Here is a 17,416-nt window from a genome sequence, read left to right as displayed (position 1 = left end):
CCTTATGCACGATTTACATCAGCTCAGCCCGTTAGAAAATCGCCTTCGTCACCGCATCGATAACAAAACCAAGCCGCTCGGCGCGCTGGGTCGCTTAGAAGAACTGGCCCTGCAAATTGCTCTGATTCAGCAAACCGAAACGCCCGTTCTCACCAACCCGCACCTGATCGTGTTTGCCGCCGATCACGGACTGGCGGCCGAGGGCGTCAGCGCGTATCCGGCTACCGTAACCCACAGCATGGTTAACAACTTCCTGGCAGGCGGGGCCGCCATCAACGTCTTCTGCCGACAAAATGGACTTCAGTTACTGATCTGCGACGTAGGCGTAAATGGCACGTTCGAGCAGAACTCAGCGAGCTTGGTTAAATATAAAATCAGGCCCGGTACCCGTAACATGCGCCATGAACCAGCCATGACCGTAGACGAGTGCAAAGCGGCCTTAGATGCCGGAAAAACGCTGGTTAACGGTGTTAAGTACCGCAATTGCAACGTCGTCGGCTTTGGCGAGATGGGAATCGGCAACACGTCCGCAGCCGCGCTGCTCATGCATCGGCTGATGGGGCTGCCACTAACTCAGTGCGTAGGGCGGGGCACCGGTCTGGACGACGAGGGGCTGGCCCGCAAACTTGCCGTATTACAGGCCGTCGCCGACCGGTATGCCCATCTGAACGATCCATTGACCCTGTTAGCGGCAATGGGCGGTCTGGAAATTGCTGCCATTGTGGGCGGAATGGGGCAAGCCGTCGAAGATGGGATGATTATCTTAGTTGATGGATTTATCGCTACTTCTGCATTATTGGTCGCCCACGCCTTGAACCCCAGCGTATTAGCTAACTGTATTTTCTGCCACCAATCCAATGAAGCGGGCCACTGGCTGATGCTGGATATTCTTCAAGTTAAAGCTTTACTTTACTTAGAACTACGGCTGGGTGAAGGCACCGGCTGCGCCCTCGCCTATCCACTCATCCAGGCCGCCGTCGCGATGTTGAACGAAATGGCGACGATGGATAGTTTGTGAGTTTATATGCGTCTCTTCTACACCGCCCTCATGTTTTACACCCGCCTGCCGGTGCCGAAGCACATCGACCACTCGGCCGACGCGCTCAACCGGGCAACGGTGTATTTTCCACTCATTGGCTGGATCGTCGGCGGCATCGGCATTGGTACCTACTGGCTCGGTACGGTGCTGTTCCCCCCCGCCTATCTGCCCGTTCTGTTCAGCATGGTGGCGACGGTCTGGGCAACGGGGGCGTTCCACGAAGACGGGTTTGCCGACGTTTGCGATGGCTTTGGGGGCGGCTGGAACAAGGCCCAGATTCTGACCATTATGAAAGACAGTCGGCTGGGAACCTATGGCACTATTGGGCTGGGGCTGTTGCTGGCGATGAAGTTTTTTGCCTTGCAGGCCATGCTCGGCGTTGAAGCGTTTGGCTGGGCGGTGGCTCTGAAGTACATTTCGGCGCACAGCCTGAGCCGCCTGACGGCCGCAACGGTCATCCGTGCCCTCCCCTACGCCCGCGAGGATCTGGACGCCAAAGCCAAACCCATTGCGCAGGGCATCACATCCGGGCAATTGTCCATTGCTGCGCTGCTGGGCCTACTGCCGCTGCTGGCCTTGGTTGCCCACACCGGTTTGTGGATTTATTTAACCTTCCTGATTCCACTGGCGTTGATTTGTTGGCGGCTGATCGGTTTCTTTAGAAAATGGCTCGGCGGCTACACCGGCGACTGCCTCGGCGCAACCCAGCAACTCGCCGAAGTCATTGTCTATCTATCATTCGTCTCGTTATTGTGGATTTCAATTTAATTCATGGACATTTACCTTATTCGCCATACCGAAGTTGCCGTGGGGCGGAGTATAGCCTACGGCCAATCGGATGTTGACCTGGCCGATAATTACGACGAACAACTTGAGCGGTTACGGGCACATTTGCCCGATGATCCATCGGCTATCTTTTCCTCACCCCTGAGTCGTTGCCGCCGGTTGGCCGACGACTTAGCCTCAACGCTGGCTGCGGGTAGTCAGATCGAAGTGGGCGGTCCGTCGCTACGGCCGGGGCAAACGGCCGGGGTCGATGCGCACCGGCCGGTGGTGCAGTTCGACGACCGGCTGAAGGAGTTTCACTTCGGCGATTGGGAGATGGTTCCCTGGGCTGACATCGGTCGCGACGCGCTGGACCCGTGGATGGCCGATTTTGTGAACGTCTCGACGCCCAACGGCGAGAACTTTCGGAGCGTGTTTGACCGGGTCGGCGCGTTTTGGCATGAGCAAATCGGGTCAATGGCCGAACAAGCGCATGGGCAACCGGTGTTCATCGTTTCGCACGGGGGCATTATTCGGGCTTTGCTGTGTCTGTTTCTGGATTTATCTTTGCAGAATGCTTACCGCATCAACCTCGACTACGGGGCCGTCACTAAACTAACCCTGACGGGCCAGTCGTACACGATTCAATACATCAACCGCTGATTTACCCAATGAAGTCGCTCCCCATTCGCCTGATTACCCTGATCACCATCATCCTGACTGCGGCTTTGTTTCGGCTGGTGCCGCACTGGCCAAACTTCACGCCCATCGCGGCCCTCGCACTGTTTGGTGCCGCCACCTTCGAGCGTAAATGGCTGGGGCTGGTAGCGCCCCTGGGAGCCATGCTCCTGAGCGACGCTCTGATTGGTTTCCACGGCAGCATGGCTGCGGTGTATCTGAGTTTCGGACTGACGTGGTTGCTGGGCGTATGGGCGCTTACGGGTCGGGGTTCCGGAAAGCTAACGGCTGGTCGCATTGCGGCAGCTTCAGTTACGGCCTCTGTCGTGTTTTTTTTGATCACCAATTTTGCCGTCTGGTACGGCAGCTCGTTCTACCCGCAGAATCTGCCGGGCCTGATCACCTGCTACGTGTCCGGCCTGGCGTTTTACAATGGCACGTCGTTCTTCCTGAACGGGCTTCTGGGCGATCTCTTCTACAGCGCGATTCTGTTTGGTGGCTATCACCTGCTGCAACTACGGTTCGGTGAACTGAGGCCGGTGCGGGTGCGGAAGTAGTAGCATTGAACCCAACGCCTGATTTACAGCAACACCCCCGCCAGCAAACCGCCCAAAATGAGCAGGTAGGGCGGTGTTCGGGTGTATAGCAGTAAGACCATCGTTGACAGCACCACCACCACCGACGGCCAGTGGGGGGCCATTGGTTGAAAGAGAATAATGGAGGCTGCGGCCGTCAGGCCCGTACTGGCCGCGTTGATTCCCTCCAGCGAGGCTCGAACGACCCGGTAGCGTTTAAGCTGCTCCCAAAACCGGTATACAAAGAAGATCAGGAACGTGCCGGGCAGAAATATACCGGCCGTCGATACGAAACTACCCCAAAGCTGGCCGCTGACCCCCTCGTGGCGCATCGACAGCGTTCCAATGTAGGACGCAAACGAGAATACCGGCCCCGGCACGGCTTGCACTAAACCCAGTCCCGACAGAAACTCCTCGCGGCTGAGGTAGTGCTTAAAAGCCACAAACTCGTTGTAGAGCATGGGCGTCAGCACCTGTCCCCCGCCAAAGACCAGACTGCCGTTGCGGTAAAAGTTTTCAAAGAGCCGCACGGGCAGCGACTGCGTCAGCGCACCCAGCCCGGCAGCGGCCATAAGGACGCCAAACCACAAAAAAAAGTTAGCCCACTGCACCTGCAAAGGCTTTTTATCCATGCGCTCCTGCTTCGCGTAGGTGAGCGCAGTGGTGAGGCCACCAACGGCAATGACTAAGGGCGTCATGACCGGCGATCTGAAAAAGTAAGCAATCAGCGTCGCAATCAGCGTTAGGGCTAAACTGACCTTGTTTTTGATTACTTTCTGACCAATTCGGTATCCCGCCACGACCAGAAACCCCACCGCCATCGGCTGAATGAACCTGGCAAAATCCAGCGACAGGTTGCGCTGCTCCAAGTAATACATACCCATTCCGGCGGCCGTCATGATGGAGACGCCGGGTAAAATCCAGATCAGCAGCGTGATGTAAGCGAGGTTGGGACCGCCGATTTTGTACCCAACGGCCGTGATGGTCTGCGTGGAAGTTGGCCCCGGCAGCACCTGACAGAGGGCATTGAGTTCCATCAGTTCGTCCTCCGTCAGGTACCGGCGCTTCTGCACAAACCGCTCAAACAGCATGGCCAGGTGCACCTGCGGTCCGCCAAACGTCGTCAGCGCCAGAATCAGCACGTCCTTCAAAAAGATGACGTAGCGTATTCTACGAACCGGCTGAATGTGGGGCAGGGTTGGGCGCATCATGGGGTGGACTGAAACGGGCACTCGAATAACACTAATTACGCTACCAGCCACACCAGCGTAGTCCGGCGCAAGTAATTACCCCTCCAGACAATCATTCGCGCCGGACGGTCGGCTGCGGCCGCTTCATCCTGGTGTAGCCAGCAGCTAATTAGCAATGACTACTTCTTCAGTCCCAGTTCCATCAGCCGCTCATTAAGAAAATCACCGGCGGTCATGTCGACATAAATTTTCGGGTGCTGCTGATCGATGCAGTTGTCGAGGCTGCTCAGGTTCATGTCGGCGCGGGGATGCATAAAAAACGGAATCGAGTAGCGCGACTGGTTCATTCGCTCGCGGGGTGGGTTCACCACCTGGTGAATAGTTGACTTCAGCTTGTGGTTCGTCAGCCGGTCGAGCATGTCGCCCACGTTCACAATCACCTGATCGGGTAGGGCCGTGATGCCAATCCATTTGCCGTCGCGCCGGAGCACTTCCAGCCCATCCGCCGAAGCACCCATCAGCAGCGTAATCAGGTTGATGTCGCCGTGGGCCGCGGCCCGCACGGCACCGTCGGGGGTGGTGTCGGGGTCGAGCGGAAAATAATGCAATGCCCGCAGGATGCTGTCGCCGTTCTGAACTTTGTCATCGAAATAGTTTTCGGGAAGATCCAGGTACAGCGCAATGGCTCGTAACAGCATTTTCCCGGCGTTTTCCAGCGTCTGGTAAGCCGTCAGGGCGGCATTGCTAAACTCGGGGTGTTCGGCAGGCAGCACGTTGGCGGGCATGTCGCCCACGGGTTCGGGCTGGCCGATGTGGTAAAACTCTTTCAGGTCGGCTACTTTAAATCCTTTGGCGGTCTCCTTGCCCTTGCCAATGTAGCCCCGCTGCCCGTTGAGTTCGGGGTGTTCATACTGTTGTTTGATGGCGTCGGGGGCGGAGAAAAACGCCTGAGCCGAGTCGTACAGGCGTTTGGTGAGGTCCTCGGTCAGGCCGTGATTACGAATGGCAACGAAACCGATCTGGTTGAAGGCCCGACCCAGATCCTGCACAAAACGGGCTTTCCGGTCGGCATCGCCCGCCGTGAAATCGGCTAAATCCAACGAGGGAATCTCGTCGTACAATTCTTGTGATTGCATAGACTATACTGTTTTTACAAAAGTATAAAAGATTGGCGAACGGACGGTGTTGGTTCGTTCGCCCAACCATTGCCTGCATACGGTGTTTAGTAAAAAAACAGTATCTTCCCCTTCAATTTATAGGTTCTCCAACGACTAACTGTTCTAACCCAGCGCACCAATGCCCGTATTTACCCTCGGTATCGAAGAAGAGTTTCAGACGATTGACCCCCAATCGGGGGAGTTGCGCTCTCACATGTCGAAAATCGTTGAAGGCGGCAAAATTGTCCTCCAGGAGCGCGTAAAAGCCGAAATGCACCAGGCGGTGGTGGAGGTCGGCACCGACATCTGCAACAATATTCAGGACGCCCGCAATGAGGTGACGTACCTGCGCAAGATGATTATTGAACTGGCCGATCAGCAGAACCTGAAAATTGCGGCCGCCGGAACCCACCCCTTCTCCGACTGGCAGCAGCAACTCATCACGCCCAACGAACGCTACGATCAACTCATCGACGAACTGCGCGACGTGGCCCGCTCCAACCTGATTTTCGGACTGCACGTGCACGTGGGTATCGAAAGCCGCAACGAAGGCATCCAGATTATGAACGCCGTGCGGTATTTCCTACCCCACATTTACGCCCTCTCGACCAATTCGCCGTTTTGGCGGGGTCGCAATACGGGGTTCAAATCGTACCGCTCCAAGGTATTTGACAAATTTCCCCGCACGGGCATCCCCGATTATTTCTCGTCGGCGGCCGAATACGACGAATATTTGGCACTGTTAGTGAAGACCGGCTGCATCGACAATGGCAAGAAAATATGGTGGGACATCCGCCTGCATCCCTTCTTCGACACCATCGAGTTCCGCATCTGCGATGTACCGATGCGCGTGGACGAAACGATTTGTTTAGCGGCCATTATGCAGGCATTGGTGGCTAAAATCTACAAGCTGCACAAGCAAAACCTGAATTTCCGGCCCTACCGGCGGATTCTCATCAACGAGAACAAGTGGCGGGCGGCTCGTTATGGTATTGAAGGCAAGCTCATCGACTTTGGCAAGCAGGAAGAAGTGCCAACCCACGAGTTGATCCACGAACTGCTCAATTTCATCGACGACGTGGTGGACGAACTGGGTAGCCGGGCGGAGTGCGAATACGTGCTGAAAATTCTTGAAATGGGCACCGGGGCCGACCGGCAGCTCGCTGTTTTTCAGCAGCATAACGACCTTAAACGCGTGGTGGATTATATCGTTGACGAAACTTGTTTCGGCATCAGGTAGTTGATAATAAGGCGGCTGGAAGGTCGCTATTACTATAATTCATCCGCGTGGCGTTTCATCAGGCCCGCGTTTCACCGGGCTGGCGTTCCAGCCGTTTTACCGTTTATGAAGCTTACAAAAATTGCCGTTCTGGACATGAACAACAACCACGCCAACGAAGGTATGCGTTGTATTCTGCAAGCCATTCGGAACGTACAGGGAAACGACTGGCAGGCAGACCTGCACGCTCAGCTCGCGTTCGATGTGTTCAACGTCCGGGGCAGCAACGAAATCCCCGATCTGAACTACGACGTCTACATCTCATCCGGCGGGCCAGGTAGCCCAATGGCGACTGACGAAGCCTGGGAGAAGCCCTATTTCGACCTGATCGATCAACTCTTCGACTGGAATCGGCGTCATGAGCAGAAAAAATTCGTGTTCCTGATCTGCCATTCGTTTCAGTTGGTGGTGCGGCACCTGGCGCTCGGCACGCTGAGCAGACGCCGGTCAACTTCGTTTGGCATTTTTCCGATTTATAAAGTTGGCGAGGGCTATACCGACCCGCTGCTGGCGGACCTGTCCGACCCGTTCTATGCCGTCGATTCGCGCGACTACCAGATCACCGCGCCCGACCAACCGCGCATGAACGCCATAGGGGCCACGACGCTTTGTTTAGAAAAACCCCGTCCCCACGTACCGCTCGACCGGGCCGTGATGGCCATCCGCTTCTCCGATGAAATCGTTGGTACGCAGTTCCACCCCGAAGCTGACAACGAAGGAATGCTGCGGTACTTTATGACCGACGTAAAACGCAATCAGGTGGTCGCTAATTTCGGCCAGCAGAAATATGACGAGATGGTCGCTTATTTGCAGGACCCCGACAAAATTGCCCTGACCGAGTCGGTTATTCTGCCGGGCTTTTTGCGGCAGGCAATTGGGTCGTTTTCGCCGGAGCTTGTTATTGGATAAAGTTAAATGAACGGATGGAAAGCGGATTAATCGCCGTTCCATCCGTTCTTCATTTCCTGGTTATCAGATGATTCAGTCCTTACGTCAAGCGTATAACGAAGCTTTTAGTCCGGAGAAGTACCGGGCATTTCTGGATACAATCGACCACGACCTCCCCGGTCAGTTGGATTTCCGCGTGGCCGAAACGCCAGTATTCGTGCCTAAAGTGCTGACCGACAAACTCCTTGAAGCCTGTAATGATATAGTTACCGTTATTACGCGGGACGATTTTAAAGAACTGACGGAACGGGCCATTCCGGCCGAACAGCGGGTGCCGAACGAACCGCCCGATAGCCATACGGAGTTTCTGGCCGTGGATTTTGCCGTTTGCCGGGACGAAACCAACGGTGAACTGATTCCGCAACTGATCGAGTTACAGGGGTTCCCCTCGCTCTCGGCATTTCAGCCGTACCTGGCCGATCAGTTCCGTGCTCATTTTCCGATTCCCGATACGCTGTCGCCTTTGTTTCACTCGGTCGATACGGCGGGTTACATTGCCGAATTAAGGCGGCTGATCGTTGGTGATTGTGATCCTGAGGAAGTGATTCTGCTGGAAATATACCCCAAAGGCCAGAAAACCCGCATTGACTTTGCCCTGACGGAGAAATACATCGGCGTGGCAGCGGTTAGCCTGACGGACATCAAAAAAGACGGGCGGCAGTTGTTCTACGAGAAAGGCGGGCGGCTGATTCGCATCAAACGTATCTACAACCGGCTGATTTTCGACGACCTACAGAATTTCCCCGGTCTGCAAACGGAGTTCCACCTCACCGACGACGTCGACGTGGAGTGGATTGGCCACCCGAACTGGTTTTTCCGCATCAGCAAGTACACGCTGCCGCTGCTGAAAAGCCCATACGTACCGGCCAGCTACTACCTGTCGGACCTGACCGAGTACCCCGCCGACCTCAACAACTACGTACTCAAACCGCTGTTTTCCTTCGCGGGCAGTGGCGTTAAACTGCACATAACCTCCGCCGACCTCGACGCGATCCCGGCCGAGCAGCGCAATGGCTACCTGATTCAGCGCAAGGTCCGGTATGAACCAGTGGTGCAGGCCCCCGACGGCTTGATTAAGTGCGAAATCAGGATGCTGTTTACCTGGCCCAAAGGCGATGATAAACCCACGCTCGTAACCAACCTCGGCCGCTTAAGCCGGGGCGAAATGATCGGCGTCCGCTTCAATAAAGATTTCGACTGGGTGGGCGGCACGGTGGGCTTTTTCGAGAAATAAACCCTTACTATGGAAACCCAACCCAGTTTAACTACCGAGAAAGCCGTATTTGACCTTACCGGCAAGGTCGCCGTCATTACCGGAGCCAGCAAGGGCATCGGCGAAGACATTGCCCGGCTGTTCGCCCGCTTCGGCGCTAAAGTCGTAGTGAGCAGCCGCCGACAGGAAACACTCGATCAACTCGCCGACGATATTAAAGCACAGGGTGGAGAAGCCACCGGCATCGCGGCCCACACCGGCGACATGGAGCAGATTCGGCAGTTGGTCGACAAAACCATTGCCGTCTACGGCGGCATTGACATTCTGGTGAACAACGCAGCGACGAACCCCGTCTACGGCCCCTCCCTCGACTGCGACGCGTCGGCCTTCGACAAGATCATGGGCGTCAACGTGAAGTCGCCGTTTGAGCTGAGCAAGCTGTGTTATCCCAGCATGAAAGCGCGGGGCGGGGGCAGCATTATTATGATGAGCAGCATTGCCGGGCACACGCCCGATCCCGGCTTGGGCATGTACAGCGTGAGCAAAGCCAGTATGAATATGCTCACCAAAGTACTGGCCAAAGAGTGGGGACCAGACGGCATTCGAGTCAACGCCATCTGCCCCGGCCTGATCAAAACCAAATTTAGCCAGGCGCTTTGGCAGGACGAAAAAACGCTGGCGCACTTCACCAAACGAATTCCCATTGCCCGCATGGGCACCACCGACGAAATCAGCCCACTGGCTCTGTTCCTGGCCTCGGATGCGTCATCCTACAGCACCGGTAGCCTGTTTTACGCCGATGGCGGCACGGTAATCTGAGCAGCCGTTTATTCCTGGGTTAGTTGCTAAAAACAAAGAAGTGGCGATGTTCGTTAGTACGAAAAAAGCCGTTTCTATGAATGTCTATTCGATTTTCCTGTCGTTGGCCTTAACAGTCGGCCAAACAATGGCTCAAATACGGGGTATTCAAGTTGGAGGACCTATTACCGTTTATGGGGTTGACATTAAAGAAGGTGATACACTGCATTTGGGGTTTGGAACGCTACCAAACGGAGGCTTCAAGTTTATTCAGCAACCATCTAATGGTCTTACCGGTGCTCCGAGACGGGTGCTGGGACCTGATTTCAGCAACCTTGTTTTAGTTGTTAAACACTTTAAAGAATTCGAGAATCGGAAAGTTGGGAAGAAACTTTACGCGGTTGCCAGTCCTCGACAGGGAGCACTGAATGTAGCGGTTGATCTGCCGCTGGCTGTTGACGTTGGCGAAGTCACGGGAGTTAACAGTTTGTCTTTTGACAAAAAACCAGTTGGTCAGCAACCGGTGCCATCCGTAGCGGATGAGCTATTGAAACTGAAACAACTATTGGATACTGGTGCTATCACCCAAAAAGAATATGATACCCAGAAGGGAAAGCTACTGAACTGATAAGCTCAGTGTTTCTCCGATACCATGCCGATTTCTACACCATCCGAAATTCCCGAAGTGTGGCTGCGCGGTCCGCTGCCCGACGTGCCGCCCCTGCTCCAACCGGTTGCTCATGCGCTGATGCAGGCCCGCGAAGAAGTGACTGCACTGATGGGTGGCTTTCCCGACGAGCGGCTTTGGGAGCGCCCGCACCGGCGGACCGCAGCAAATCGGTCCGGTCAGTCCGCCAATGCAGTCACGGTCGCATCGGTTGGGTTTCATTTGCAGCACCTGACCGGGGTGCTCGACCGGCTTTTTACCTACGCACGGGGAGAAGCGCTCTCTGCCAACCAGTTAACCGCGCTGGCGCAGGAGGGAAAGGACAACGCCGAATCACCAGTAACCGTTGCCGGGTTAGTACGGCGATTTGATGCGCAAGTGGACACTGCCCTCGCCCAGCTTCGCCGGACCGACGAGCGGACCCTGACGGACGTACGGATGGTGGGGCGGGCGCAAGTACCCTCGACCGTAATGGGTTTGCTGGTTCACTCCGCCGAGCACACCACGCGACACGTTGGCCAGTTGCTGGTAACAGCACGGTGGGTAGGTGAATACGGAATGGATAATGCAGAATGAACGGTCAGGCTGTGCGAAGCCGCGTCTCGGGGATATGGAGCCGAAAGAGTACTCCGTTTTGCTGGATGAACTCGAACTGACCCTCTAACTGGTCACTCAGCGAAGCAATCAGCCGCTTACCGAACGACGGCCGGCCACCCCGTTGCTGCCAGTTGGTTTGGTCGATGCCGGGTCCGTTGTCCTGCACTTCCAGCGTGAGGCCGTCGCGGGTGTGCAGCCCAATCCGCAGCCGGGGGTGCTGAGCGCCCGTGTAGGCGTACTTAAACGCATTAGTAATCAACTCGTTGGCGATCAGGCCGAGCGGTATGGCCACGTCGACATCCAGTTCCTGCTCTTCGGCGTCAATGACAAGGTCGAAGTCTGCGGCCGCGTATCCGTAAGCGTGCAGGAGACTGTTGGCCAGGTCGGTCAGGTATTCCTGAATGTTGATGGTGGTAACCCGGTCGGTTTGGTAGAGCCGCTGGTGAATCAGCGACATGGCTTCGACCCGCTGTTGCCCCACCCGAACGGCCTGAATCGCTTTTTCGTCCCGTAAGCCGCTGGCCTGCAGGCTCAACAAACTGGATACGATGGCCAGGTTGTTTTTCACCCGGTGGTGCAGTTCTTTCATCAGCGTACGTAACTGCTCCGACTGACCAACAAGCTGCTGACTGCTGGCCGTAATGATCTGGTTCTGCGCGGAGAGCTGGCCGTTCCTCCGCCGAATAATGGTGTACTGCCCAACTAAACTACTCAGCAAAATCAGCAGCGTTCCCAAGCCCCCCACCAGGTACTCGATCTGCCGGGAACGCTGTTTATTCCGCTGGTCGAGCGTGGCAATTTGCTGCACGTTACGCTGGGTTTCGTACTTCGTTTGCAACTCCGCCACCGCCCGCGCTTTCTCAATGTCGGCGGTGGCTTTGATCTGAGCCACCCGGCGGTTCTCTTCCGCCTGAATAGCTGCTATTTCTTTCACTTTCCGGGCTTCAACCTCGGCCACAGCCCGCGTTTTGGCCAGTTCCAGATTTGCCCGGACGGTTGCCAGTTCATTCGCCTGCTGCACCGCATACTGGCCCTGCAACTGCGCAATGGTGCGGGTTTTGGCTAAGCTCATCAGCGAATCGTCCATCCGTTTGTGTTCCGTTACGGCTGCGTACGCTTTGTCGTACTGCCCGGCCGACGCGTAGATTTTGGCCAGCACCCGGTACACTGAATTGGCCAGCGAAGCATCCCGGCACAGTTTGACCTGCTCCACGGCTTTGTCGGCGTAGAAGAGGGCTTTGTCGGTTTGCCCCAATCCCCCGTAGGACGTGGCTAAGTTTCGGTAGTTATGAACGAGGCTGCTGACGCGGTTGAGCGCCCGGTTGATGGTCAGTGATTTGTTCAGGTAAAAAATGGCCTGCTCGTACTGACCGGCTACGTTGTAGTTTTTACCGAGGTTGTTATAAATTATCCGGGCATCTTCGGTCGATGCAGGCACGGGGTCGGTGACAGTCAGCGCCTTCAAAAAACACGACCGGCCAAGCCCAAACTCCCCTAAATCTTCGTAGAGAATACCCAGGTTGATGTAATTACCGCTCAACAGCGAAACGGCCTTCAGGCGCTGATTGATGGCGATGGCCTGCTGCATGTAAATTACTCCCTGCCGGGTGTAGGCCAGCACGTGCTGGCTGTCGCCCATCATTTTGTAAAGCAGGCCCAGGTTGTGGTAGACCTTCCCCACAGACTTCAATTCATTCGCTTTAGTGTATTGGTTAATGGCCGTCTGATAGAATTTCAGCGCGTCGCCAAACAGGCCCTGGTGCGCACAAATAACGCCGTTGAGCCGGTTGTAATCCCCCAAACCAGCGACGTAGTTGACCCGCAGACACACGGGGGGCATTGCTTTCAGGTAGTATCGGGACGAGTCGAACTGACTTTGCTTAAAGAACGCGTTGGCTACGTCGTAGTAGGTATTGGCGCGGGTCGTATCCGGCAGTTTCTGGTTTAACGTCGTTTTCAGACTATCGATAAGCCCGCGCTGACCCAGCACGGGCTTACAGAACACGGTGAACAGCACGGCAATACTGACAGCTAACCAGGGATAAGTTTTCATAACGTAGATCAATCGCGTTGCGCTACCGGTAGCTGAACTGCTGTAGAAAATAGTCTTTATAGCCCCGGCTTAGTGGCAGAAGCTGCGCCCCAATGCTCAGTTCGGCATCGTTGAAGGAGTCTACCTGGTGAATGTTGACGGCGTAGGAGCGATGAACGCGCACGATTCCCGGCCGGTTGATGCGCTCCAGAATACCGCTCAGCGTCAGGCGCAGCACGTATTTACGAGTGGCCGTTACCAGCGTCGTGTACACGTCGTCCGCTTCTAAATACAACAGATCACTCAGGCTGACTTTCACAAACTGGTAGTTCTGCTTGATGAAAACGTCGTCGCCAATCTGTAGAATCGTTTCCCGGCTCAGGTGGTCGCGCTCGGCCGGGGCGGGCACGGCTACCGGTGTGGTGCGGCCCGTGAAGTTATGAATGGCCAGTTCAATGGCCATCCGCAGGCTGTGAACCTGATACGGTTTGTTGAGGTAAGCCGCCGGGTAGGTTTGCTTGGCTCGCTCCAGCGTGTCCCGATCCGAATAAGCAGTCAGGTAGATAACCGGCACGGGCCGCACGGCCGTCAGGTGGCGAACCGTTTCGATGCCGTCCCAATCCCCTTTGATAACAACGTCGCACAGTAGCAGGTCCACCCGCTGACGCCGGAACTGGTCGAGCGCCCGGCGCCCGTTGTTGGCTACGCCCACGACGTAGTATCCTTCGTTTTCCAAGCGATCACTCAACTCCATCGCCAGGATCGCTTCATCCTCCACAATCAGGATGTGAACGTGTTCTTCGGTACTGTTCATCGGTTCAGTTTGAGGAAAGTCAACCGGTTGTCTGGCTGCTCAACAAGCCGAAGTCCGTCCGTACTGACCCCTGACAACGGGATTCAGCAGGAACTGGCTTTTGGTTGTGAATTTTTATATTCGCCAACATCAGGTCCTTAAAAATAAGAGATTCACTGGTGTCCTTTAACCACGCAGACTCGTTAATTAACGTTTATTTATTAGTCGGTATATCCTACTGAATGGGTAGTTTGCACTTCACCGATCAAACTAAGTCATTCACCCCGTCCCCCTGACGACTGGCCTACATTACCGCCACGCTTTCGACAGATGAGCTACTTTTGATTCGATCATTGACGCTCGCTGATCGAATTAACCATCCTCTTTTTCACTAAAAATTCCTCGCTACTCATGTCGCAAACCCTTACCTCCTTCCGCACGGCCAGCCTGAAACGGGCCGTTGGCGATGCCGCCGTCAGCGCGGTGCAAATTGACTTGTATGCCACGGCCGTTACGGCTCAGTCCACGTTCAACATCGACGGTCTGCCCGAACTGGACACCCACCTCACCAACGCCCAGAAACACGCCAACTACTGGACGGGAACACTGACGCAGGAGTTGAAGAACTCATTTGCCGATGTCATCGGCTTCGGGCAGACGTTCACTACCTATTATGACCAGTTGAGCGTTCAGGCCGGTCGAATGGCGACTGACCCGGACGCCCGGACTACGTTTCTGGACGGTATGAAAGACCTCAAAAATCAGATTCAGGCCCGGTTGTACGGGCACGCCAACGCTAATGTTACGTACGTCGGCATTTATGGGCTGCTGGCCGACCTGAAAGATTTCCAAAACAACCTGAATACGGACTACGCGGCTTTTCAGGCGGATAACAACCGGCTGGCGGCCCTGATCCAGGCCAGCCCCGACGTTCAGGCGCAACTCGATCAATTAGCCATCGACCGCCGGACCGCCGTGGCCAAGATAACCGTTGACTGCGTTGTCATTGGGGCGGGCGTTGCGTTGATCATCATTGGCGCGGTGGCCACCATTCCCACCGCTGGGGTAGGTGCGGGCTTGATTGTCACGGGGGCTACCCTGGTGCTGGGTGGCGCGGGCGGGGTCGTTGCAGATGGCGTTGGGCTGGCCGACATCGACAAGCAGTACGGCGTTTTGATAAAAAAGCTGGCCGAACAAAACGACCGCAAGGCGGCCCTGGCCCATACCCAGACCATCATCACTGATTTCGTTACCAAAGCGGGTGACGCCCAGGAGGCCATCAGCAATGTCATTGCGGGTTGGGAAGCCATCTCCGACGACATCGACCAGGTAATCACCGCGTTGAACGAAGCGAAAGATGATGTCCGGGGCGGCCTCTACAGCCAGATTCAGAGTGACCTCGACAATGCCCGCGACGAGTGGAATGAGCTGATTACCTTCGCCACCGACCTGCAAACCCGCACGAAGCTGAACGTAACCTCCTCAACTCCAGCCTAACCCGCTCTATGCCAGCCACCGCCATCCAGTTCAGCATCGACCCGGCGTTTGTGTCGATGCTGAACCAGCAGCCCGCCAGCCGTTCGTCGCTCCAGTCGGCGCTGCAGAACACCCGAACCGTCTTCGCGCAGCAGGAGGATGCCCTGCGCAGCGGCAATGACATCGGCGTTCCCGTGCTGCCGACCGTTGAGCAAACCGACCATATCTTGGCTAATCTGCAAACCAATACCCGCCAGTGGGATGATCGCCTGCTGGCCGGACTGACCAGCCTCGTGGCGGACTTTGGCGCATTTTGCCAGTCGATTGATCAGCAGGCCGACGCGTCGACCATTCAGGCCAACTGGCGCACCAGCGTGACTACCGCCCGCACGGTGAGCGATGAACTGGGTACGCTGAGCGGACAGGTAACGGATACCTACCTGCAACTGCCCGATCAGGTGCGTCAGCTAAACGCCTTAACCCAGGCCGTTACCAGTCAGCTTAACGCGAGCCGCGCCCAGATTGAGCAGACCCGGCAGGACATCGACGCGCAGCAGCGCCAGATCGACAAAGTCAAACACAACGAAGAAATCGCCGGTTGGTTCGTTGGGTCAACCATCGCCAACTCACTGGGCGATCTGTTCACGGGCATGGCCGACAAGCAGAATATCCTGAACAGGCTGTATCAGCAGGCCGGTAACCAGGAGCGGGTAGCCAATGGCCTCAATCAGTACGCAACCGCCCTGAGCAGCCTGACCAGCAATCTGCAAACGTTCACCCAGCACTACGCCGACATCAGCAACCAGTGGACCGCGCTGGGTGTCGATCTGGACAACTTCGACGAAGGTCTGGCCGACCGAATTCACACCGACGGTCCCTTTTTCAAGTCACAGGTGCGGGCGGCTGCCGACAACCTAAACACCGTGTTGCGTCTTTTTGCCAGTTGACTGCTAGTGTGTGGGTATGTTGAGTGTTTAGGTGTGTACGTGCTGGCTACCAGCGCAACTAAAGCACATATACACTTAAGCACCCCAAAACGCACACACTCAAAAACGCACACACCCAAACCCCTCAATGTAACTATTTTCTTCCTCTTTTTTAACCAATAAACTCAAACCAAAATGACTACGGAAGCTAATCCTTCTACGGCCACCGACGCACCCGGCTCGGCTCAGGTCGACACGGCCATGCGGCAGGTGTCCAGCAGTTCAATTGTCGTGCAGACCTGTATGCAGACCATCCTCAACCAGCCCGACATCGTGCTGACGGAACTGCCCTCGCTGCCTGGCCACCAGCAAACGGCCCGTCAGCATGCCGATAACTGGTTTAAAGACATCAATCCGTCGATTATTAAAATCACTGCCGACATTGTCGACTTTGGCAACAACTGGCAGGAATACTCCGACCCGCTGTTTGCGCTGGCTGACCAACTGCACACCGACCCAACCGCCAAAGATCAGATCAACGATGGGCTGAATGACCTGCTTAACCTGATCAACCAAAAGCAACAGGGCGCTACGGCCGTCGTCAATCAACTCGATACCTTCCGGCAGGGACTTGAAGAAGACGGCCGGAATTTTACGGCCGACCAGCAAACGGCCGAGCGGGATATCCTCGGTGACAAAGGAACGCTGGCGCGGATGAACGAAGACCTGAAAACCTACCAAAGCAACCGCAGCAAAGCCATCGGTGAAATTGCGGGCGGATCGGCTATGGAAGTGGTCGGTGGGCTGATGGTCGTGGTGGGAGTCGTGGCCGAAATTGCGACGGCGGGTGCCAGTACGGCTTTGGTCGTTGGGGGACTGGCCGTGGCGGGCGGGGGCGTTGCCCTGACGGTGATCGGGGCCAAAGCTCTCAAACAGTCCGAGTCCGACATCGCCAGTGCCATGCAACAGATCAGCCAGATCAACGAAAGCGTCACTGCCCTAACCCACGTGGATGGGCAGATCAAGGATTTGTCCGCTGCGGTGGCGACGGCACTGGAATCGGTCCGGGCGATGGAAAAAGGCTGGCAGGTGCTGAACGCCGACTTCAACGAATTGCTTCAGGACGTGGCCGACACCGAAAGGGCCAGTTGGGTAAAGGTCAAGCTGCAGGCAACGGGCAAAGCCTGGGCCAAGATGCTGACGGACGCTACCGCGCTCCAAACCTACGGCCGACTCGACGTTCAGGTGTCCACCGACGTGTCGAACCGGCAGAACTAATAGTT

The 17,416-nt window shown here is 55.9% G+C and carries 17 protein-coding genes; 13 read left to right on the top strand and 4 right to left on the bottom strand.

Features of this window, described 5'->3' with window-relative positions; all coding sequences use genetic code 11:
* Positions 1 to 4 precede the first annotated feature (4 nt).
* From cobT to ACYVHB_RS03745, 4 genes are read left to right on the top strand one after another with little or no spacing between them, the layout of a single operon-like run.
* Positions 5 to 1,018, top strand: a complete 1,014-nt coding sequence (gene cobT, locus ACYVHB_RS03760) for a nicotinate-nucleotide--dimethylbenzimidazole phosphoribosyltransferase (protein ID WP_461049725.1) — start codon at positions 5 to 7, stop codon at positions 1,016 to 1,018.
* Positions 1,019 to 1,024: 6 nt separating this feature from the next.
* Positions 1,025 to 1,807 (top strand): adenosylcobinamide-GDP ribazoletransferase, encoded by a 783-nt coding sequence (locus ACYVHB_RS03755; protein ID WP_461049723.1) that lies wholly within the window; start codon positions 1,025 to 1,027, stop codon positions 1,805 to 1,807.
* Between the two features lie 3 nt (positions 1,808 to 1,810).
* A complete protein-coding gene (locus ACYVHB_RS03750; protein WP_461049721.1) occupies positions 1,811 to 2,467 on the top strand; it encodes a histidine phosphatase family protein in 657 nt (218 codons plus the stop codon).
* Between the two features lie 8 nt (positions 2,468 to 2,475).
* Positions 2,476 to 3,039: a DUF6580 family putative transport protein gene (locus ACYVHB_RS03745; RefSeq protein WP_461049719.1), complete on the top strand. Its 564-nt coding sequence runs from the start codon at positions 2,476 to 2,478 to the stop codon at positions 3,037 to 3,039.
* 23 nt (positions 3,040 to 3,062) lie between these two features.
* On the opposite strand, the gene chrA is transcribed toward ACYVHB_RS03745, so the two are convergent.
* Together chrA and ACYVHB_RS03735 are read right to left on the bottom strand one after the other, a co-directional pair.
* Positions 3,063 to 4,265, bottom strand: coding sequence for a chromate efflux transporter (chrA, locus tag ACYVHB_RS03740; protein WP_461050031.1), 1,203 nt, complete (start codon positions 4,263 to 4,265; stop codon positions 3,063 to 3,065).
* Between the two features lie 161 nt (positions 4,266 to 4,426).
* Complete coding sequence (locus ACYVHB_RS03735) at positions 4,427 to 5,383, bottom strand: isopenicillin N synthase family dioxygenase (RefSeq protein ID WP_461049717.1); 957 nt, start codon at positions 5,381 to 5,383, stop codon at positions 4,427 to 4,429.
* 160 nt (positions 5,384 to 5,543) lie between these two features.
* On the opposite strand from ACYVHB_RS03735, the gene ACYVHB_RS03730 reads away from it, so the two are divergent.
* The 6 genes from ACYVHB_RS03730 to ACYVHB_RS03705 all read left to right on the top strand — a co-directional run bounded on the left by ACYVHB_RS03730 (position 5,544) and on the right by ACYVHB_RS03705 (position 10,885).
* Positions 5,544 to 6,644, top strand: a complete 1,101-nt coding sequence (locus ACYVHB_RS03730; RefSeq protein WP_461049716.1) for a carboxylate-amine ligase — start codon at positions 5,544 to 5,546, stop codon at positions 6,642 to 6,644.
* Between the two features lie 105 nt (positions 6,645 to 6,749).
* Positions 6,750 to 7,592, top strand: coding sequence for a type 1 glutamine amidotransferase (locus tag ACYVHB_RS03725; protein WP_461049714.1), 843 nt, complete (start codon positions 6,750 to 6,752; stop codon positions 7,590 to 7,592).
* Positions 7,593 to 7,659: 67 nt separating this feature from the next.
* Positions 7,660 to 8,865 (top strand): hypothetical protein, encoded by a 1,206-nt coding sequence (locus ACYVHB_RS03720; protein WP_461049712.1) that lies wholly within the window; start codon positions 7,660 to 7,662, stop codon positions 8,863 to 8,865.
* A gap of 9 nt (positions 8,866 to 8,874) precedes the next feature.
* Positions 8,875 to 9,663: an SDR family NAD(P)-dependent oxidoreductase gene (locus ACYVHB_RS03715; protein WP_461049711.1), complete on the top strand. Its 789-nt coding sequence runs from the start codon at positions 8,875 to 8,877 to the stop codon at positions 9,661 to 9,663.
* Positions 9,664 to 9,739: 76 nt separating this feature from the next.
* Positions 9,740 to 10,270, top strand: a complete 531-nt coding sequence (locus ACYVHB_RS03710) for an SHOCT domain-containing protein (RefSeq protein WP_461049709.1) — start codon at positions 9,740 to 9,742, stop codon at positions 10,268 to 10,270.
* A 24-nt stretch (positions 10,271 to 10,294) separates the two neighbouring features.
* Positions 10,295 to 10,885: a DinB family protein gene (locus ACYVHB_RS03705; protein ID WP_461049707.1), complete on the top strand. Its 591-nt coding sequence runs from the start codon at positions 10,295 to 10,297 to the stop codon at positions 10,883 to 10,885.
* Positions 10,886 to 10,889: 4 nt separating this feature from the next.
* On the opposite strand, the gene ACYVHB_RS03700 is transcribed toward ACYVHB_RS03705, so the two are convergent.
* Together ACYVHB_RS03700 and ACYVHB_RS03695 are read right to left on the bottom strand one after the other, a co-directional pair.
* Positions 10,890 to 12,959, bottom strand: coding sequence for a sensor histidine kinase (locus ACYVHB_RS03700; RefSeq protein WP_461049705.1), 2,070 nt, complete (start codon positions 12,957 to 12,959; stop codon positions 10,890 to 10,892).
* Between the two features lie 22 nt (positions 12,960 to 12,981).
* Entirely contained in the window at positions 12,982 to 13,752 is a 771-nt protein-coding gene (locus ACYVHB_RS03695; protein WP_461049703.1) for a response regulator, read from the bottom strand.
* Positions 13,753 to 14,142: 390 nt separating this feature from the next.
* Here ACYVHB_RS03695 and ACYVHB_RS03690 point away from each other — a divergent pair, with 390 nt between their 5' ends.
* The 3 genes from ACYVHB_RS03690 to ACYVHB_RS03680 all read left to right on the top strand — a co-directional run bounded on the left by ACYVHB_RS03690 (position 14,143) and on the right by ACYVHB_RS03680 (position 17,411).
* Positions 14,143 to 15,228, top strand: coding sequence for an HBL/NHE enterotoxin family protein (locus tag ACYVHB_RS03690; RefSeq protein WP_461049702.1), 1,086 nt, complete (start codon positions 14,143 to 14,145; stop codon positions 15,226 to 15,228).
* An 8-nt stretch (positions 15,229 to 15,236) separates the two neighbouring features.
* Entirely contained in the window at positions 15,237 to 16,154 is a 918-nt protein-coding gene (locus ACYVHB_RS03685; RefSeq protein WP_461049700.1) for a hypothetical protein, read from the top strand.
* Positions 16,155 to 16,328: 174 nt separating this feature from the next.
* Complete coding sequence (locus ACYVHB_RS03680; protein WP_461049698.1) at positions 16,329 to 17,411, top strand: HBL/NHE enterotoxin family protein; 1,083 nt, start codon at positions 16,329 to 16,331, stop codon at positions 17,409 to 17,411.
* The last annotated feature ends 5 nt before the right edge of the window (positions 17,412 to 17,416 follow it).

It is taken from the genome of Spirosoma arcticum (genome assembly GCF_054779955.1).
This window is presented reverse-complemented; position numbering and strand designations above follow the sequence as displayed.

Bases quoted from the DNA above. Each gene is read 5' to 3' on its own strand.
- ACYVHB_RS03705 (WP_461049707.1), top strand. From the start codon at position 10,295: ATGCCGATTTCTACACCATCCGAAATTCCCGAAGTGTGGCTGCGCGGT.
- ACYVHB_RS03695 (WP_461049703.1), bottom strand. From the start codon at position 13,752: ATGAACAGTACCGAAGAACACGTTCACATCCTGATTGTGGAGGATGAA.
- ACYVHB_RS03735 (WP_461049717.1), bottom strand. From the start codon at position 5,383: ATGCAATCACAAGAATTGTACGACGAGATTCCCTCGTTGGATTTAGCC.
- ACYVHB_RS03700 (WP_461049705.1), bottom strand. From the start codon at position 12,959: ATGAAAACTTATCCCTGGTTAGCTGTCAGTATTGCCGTGCTGTTCACC.
- chrA (WP_461050031.1), bottom strand. From the start codon at position 4,265: ATGCGCCCAACCCTGCCCCACATTCAGCCGGTTCGTAGAATACGCTAC.
- ACYVHB_RS03680 (WP_461049698.1), top strand. From the start codon at position 16,329: ATGACTACGGAAGCTAATCCTTCTACGGCCACCGACGCACCCGGCTCG.
- ACYVHB_RS03715 (WP_461049711.1), top strand. From the start codon at position 8,875: ATGGAAACCCAACCCAGTTTAACTACCGAGAAAGCCGTATTTGACCTT.
- ACYVHB_RS03710 (WP_461049709.1), top strand. From the start codon at position 9,740: ATGAATGTCTATTCGATTTTCCTGTCGTTGGCCTTAACAGTCGGCCAA.
- ACYVHB_RS03685 (WP_461049700.1), top strand. From the start codon at position 15,237: ATGCCAGCCACCGCCATCCAGTTCAGCATCGACCCGGCGTTTGTGTCG.
- ACYVHB_RS03730 (WP_461049716.1), top strand. From the start codon at position 5,544: ATGCCCGTATTTACCCTCGGTATCGAAGAAGAGTTTCAGACGATTGAC.
- ACYVHB_RS03755 (WP_461049723.1), top strand. From the start codon at position 1,025: ATGCGTCTCTTCTACACCGCCCTCATGTTTTACACCCGCCTGCCGGTG.
- ACYVHB_RS03725 (WP_461049714.1), top strand. From the start codon at position 6,750: ATGAAGCTTACAAAAATTGCCGTTCTGGACATGAACAACAACCACGCC.
- ACYVHB_RS03745 (WP_461049719.1), top strand. From the start codon at position 2,476: ATGAAGTCGCTCCCCATTCGCCTGATTACCCTGATCACCATCATCCTG.
- ACYVHB_RS03690 (WP_461049702.1), top strand. From the start codon at position 14,143: ATGTCGCAAACCCTTACCTCCTTCCGCACGGCCAGCCTGAAACGGGCC.
- ACYVHB_RS03720 (WP_461049712.1), top strand. From the start codon at position 7,660: ATGATTCAGTCCTTACGTCAAGCGTATAACGAAGCTTTTAGTCCGGAG.
- ACYVHB_RS03750 (WP_461049721.1), top strand. From the start codon at position 1,811: ATGGACATTTACCTTATTCGCCATACCGAAGTTGCCGTGGGGCGGAGT.
- cobT (WP_461049725.1), top strand. From the start codon at position 5: ATGCACGATTTACATCAGCTCAGCCCGTTAGAAAATCGCCTTCGTCAC.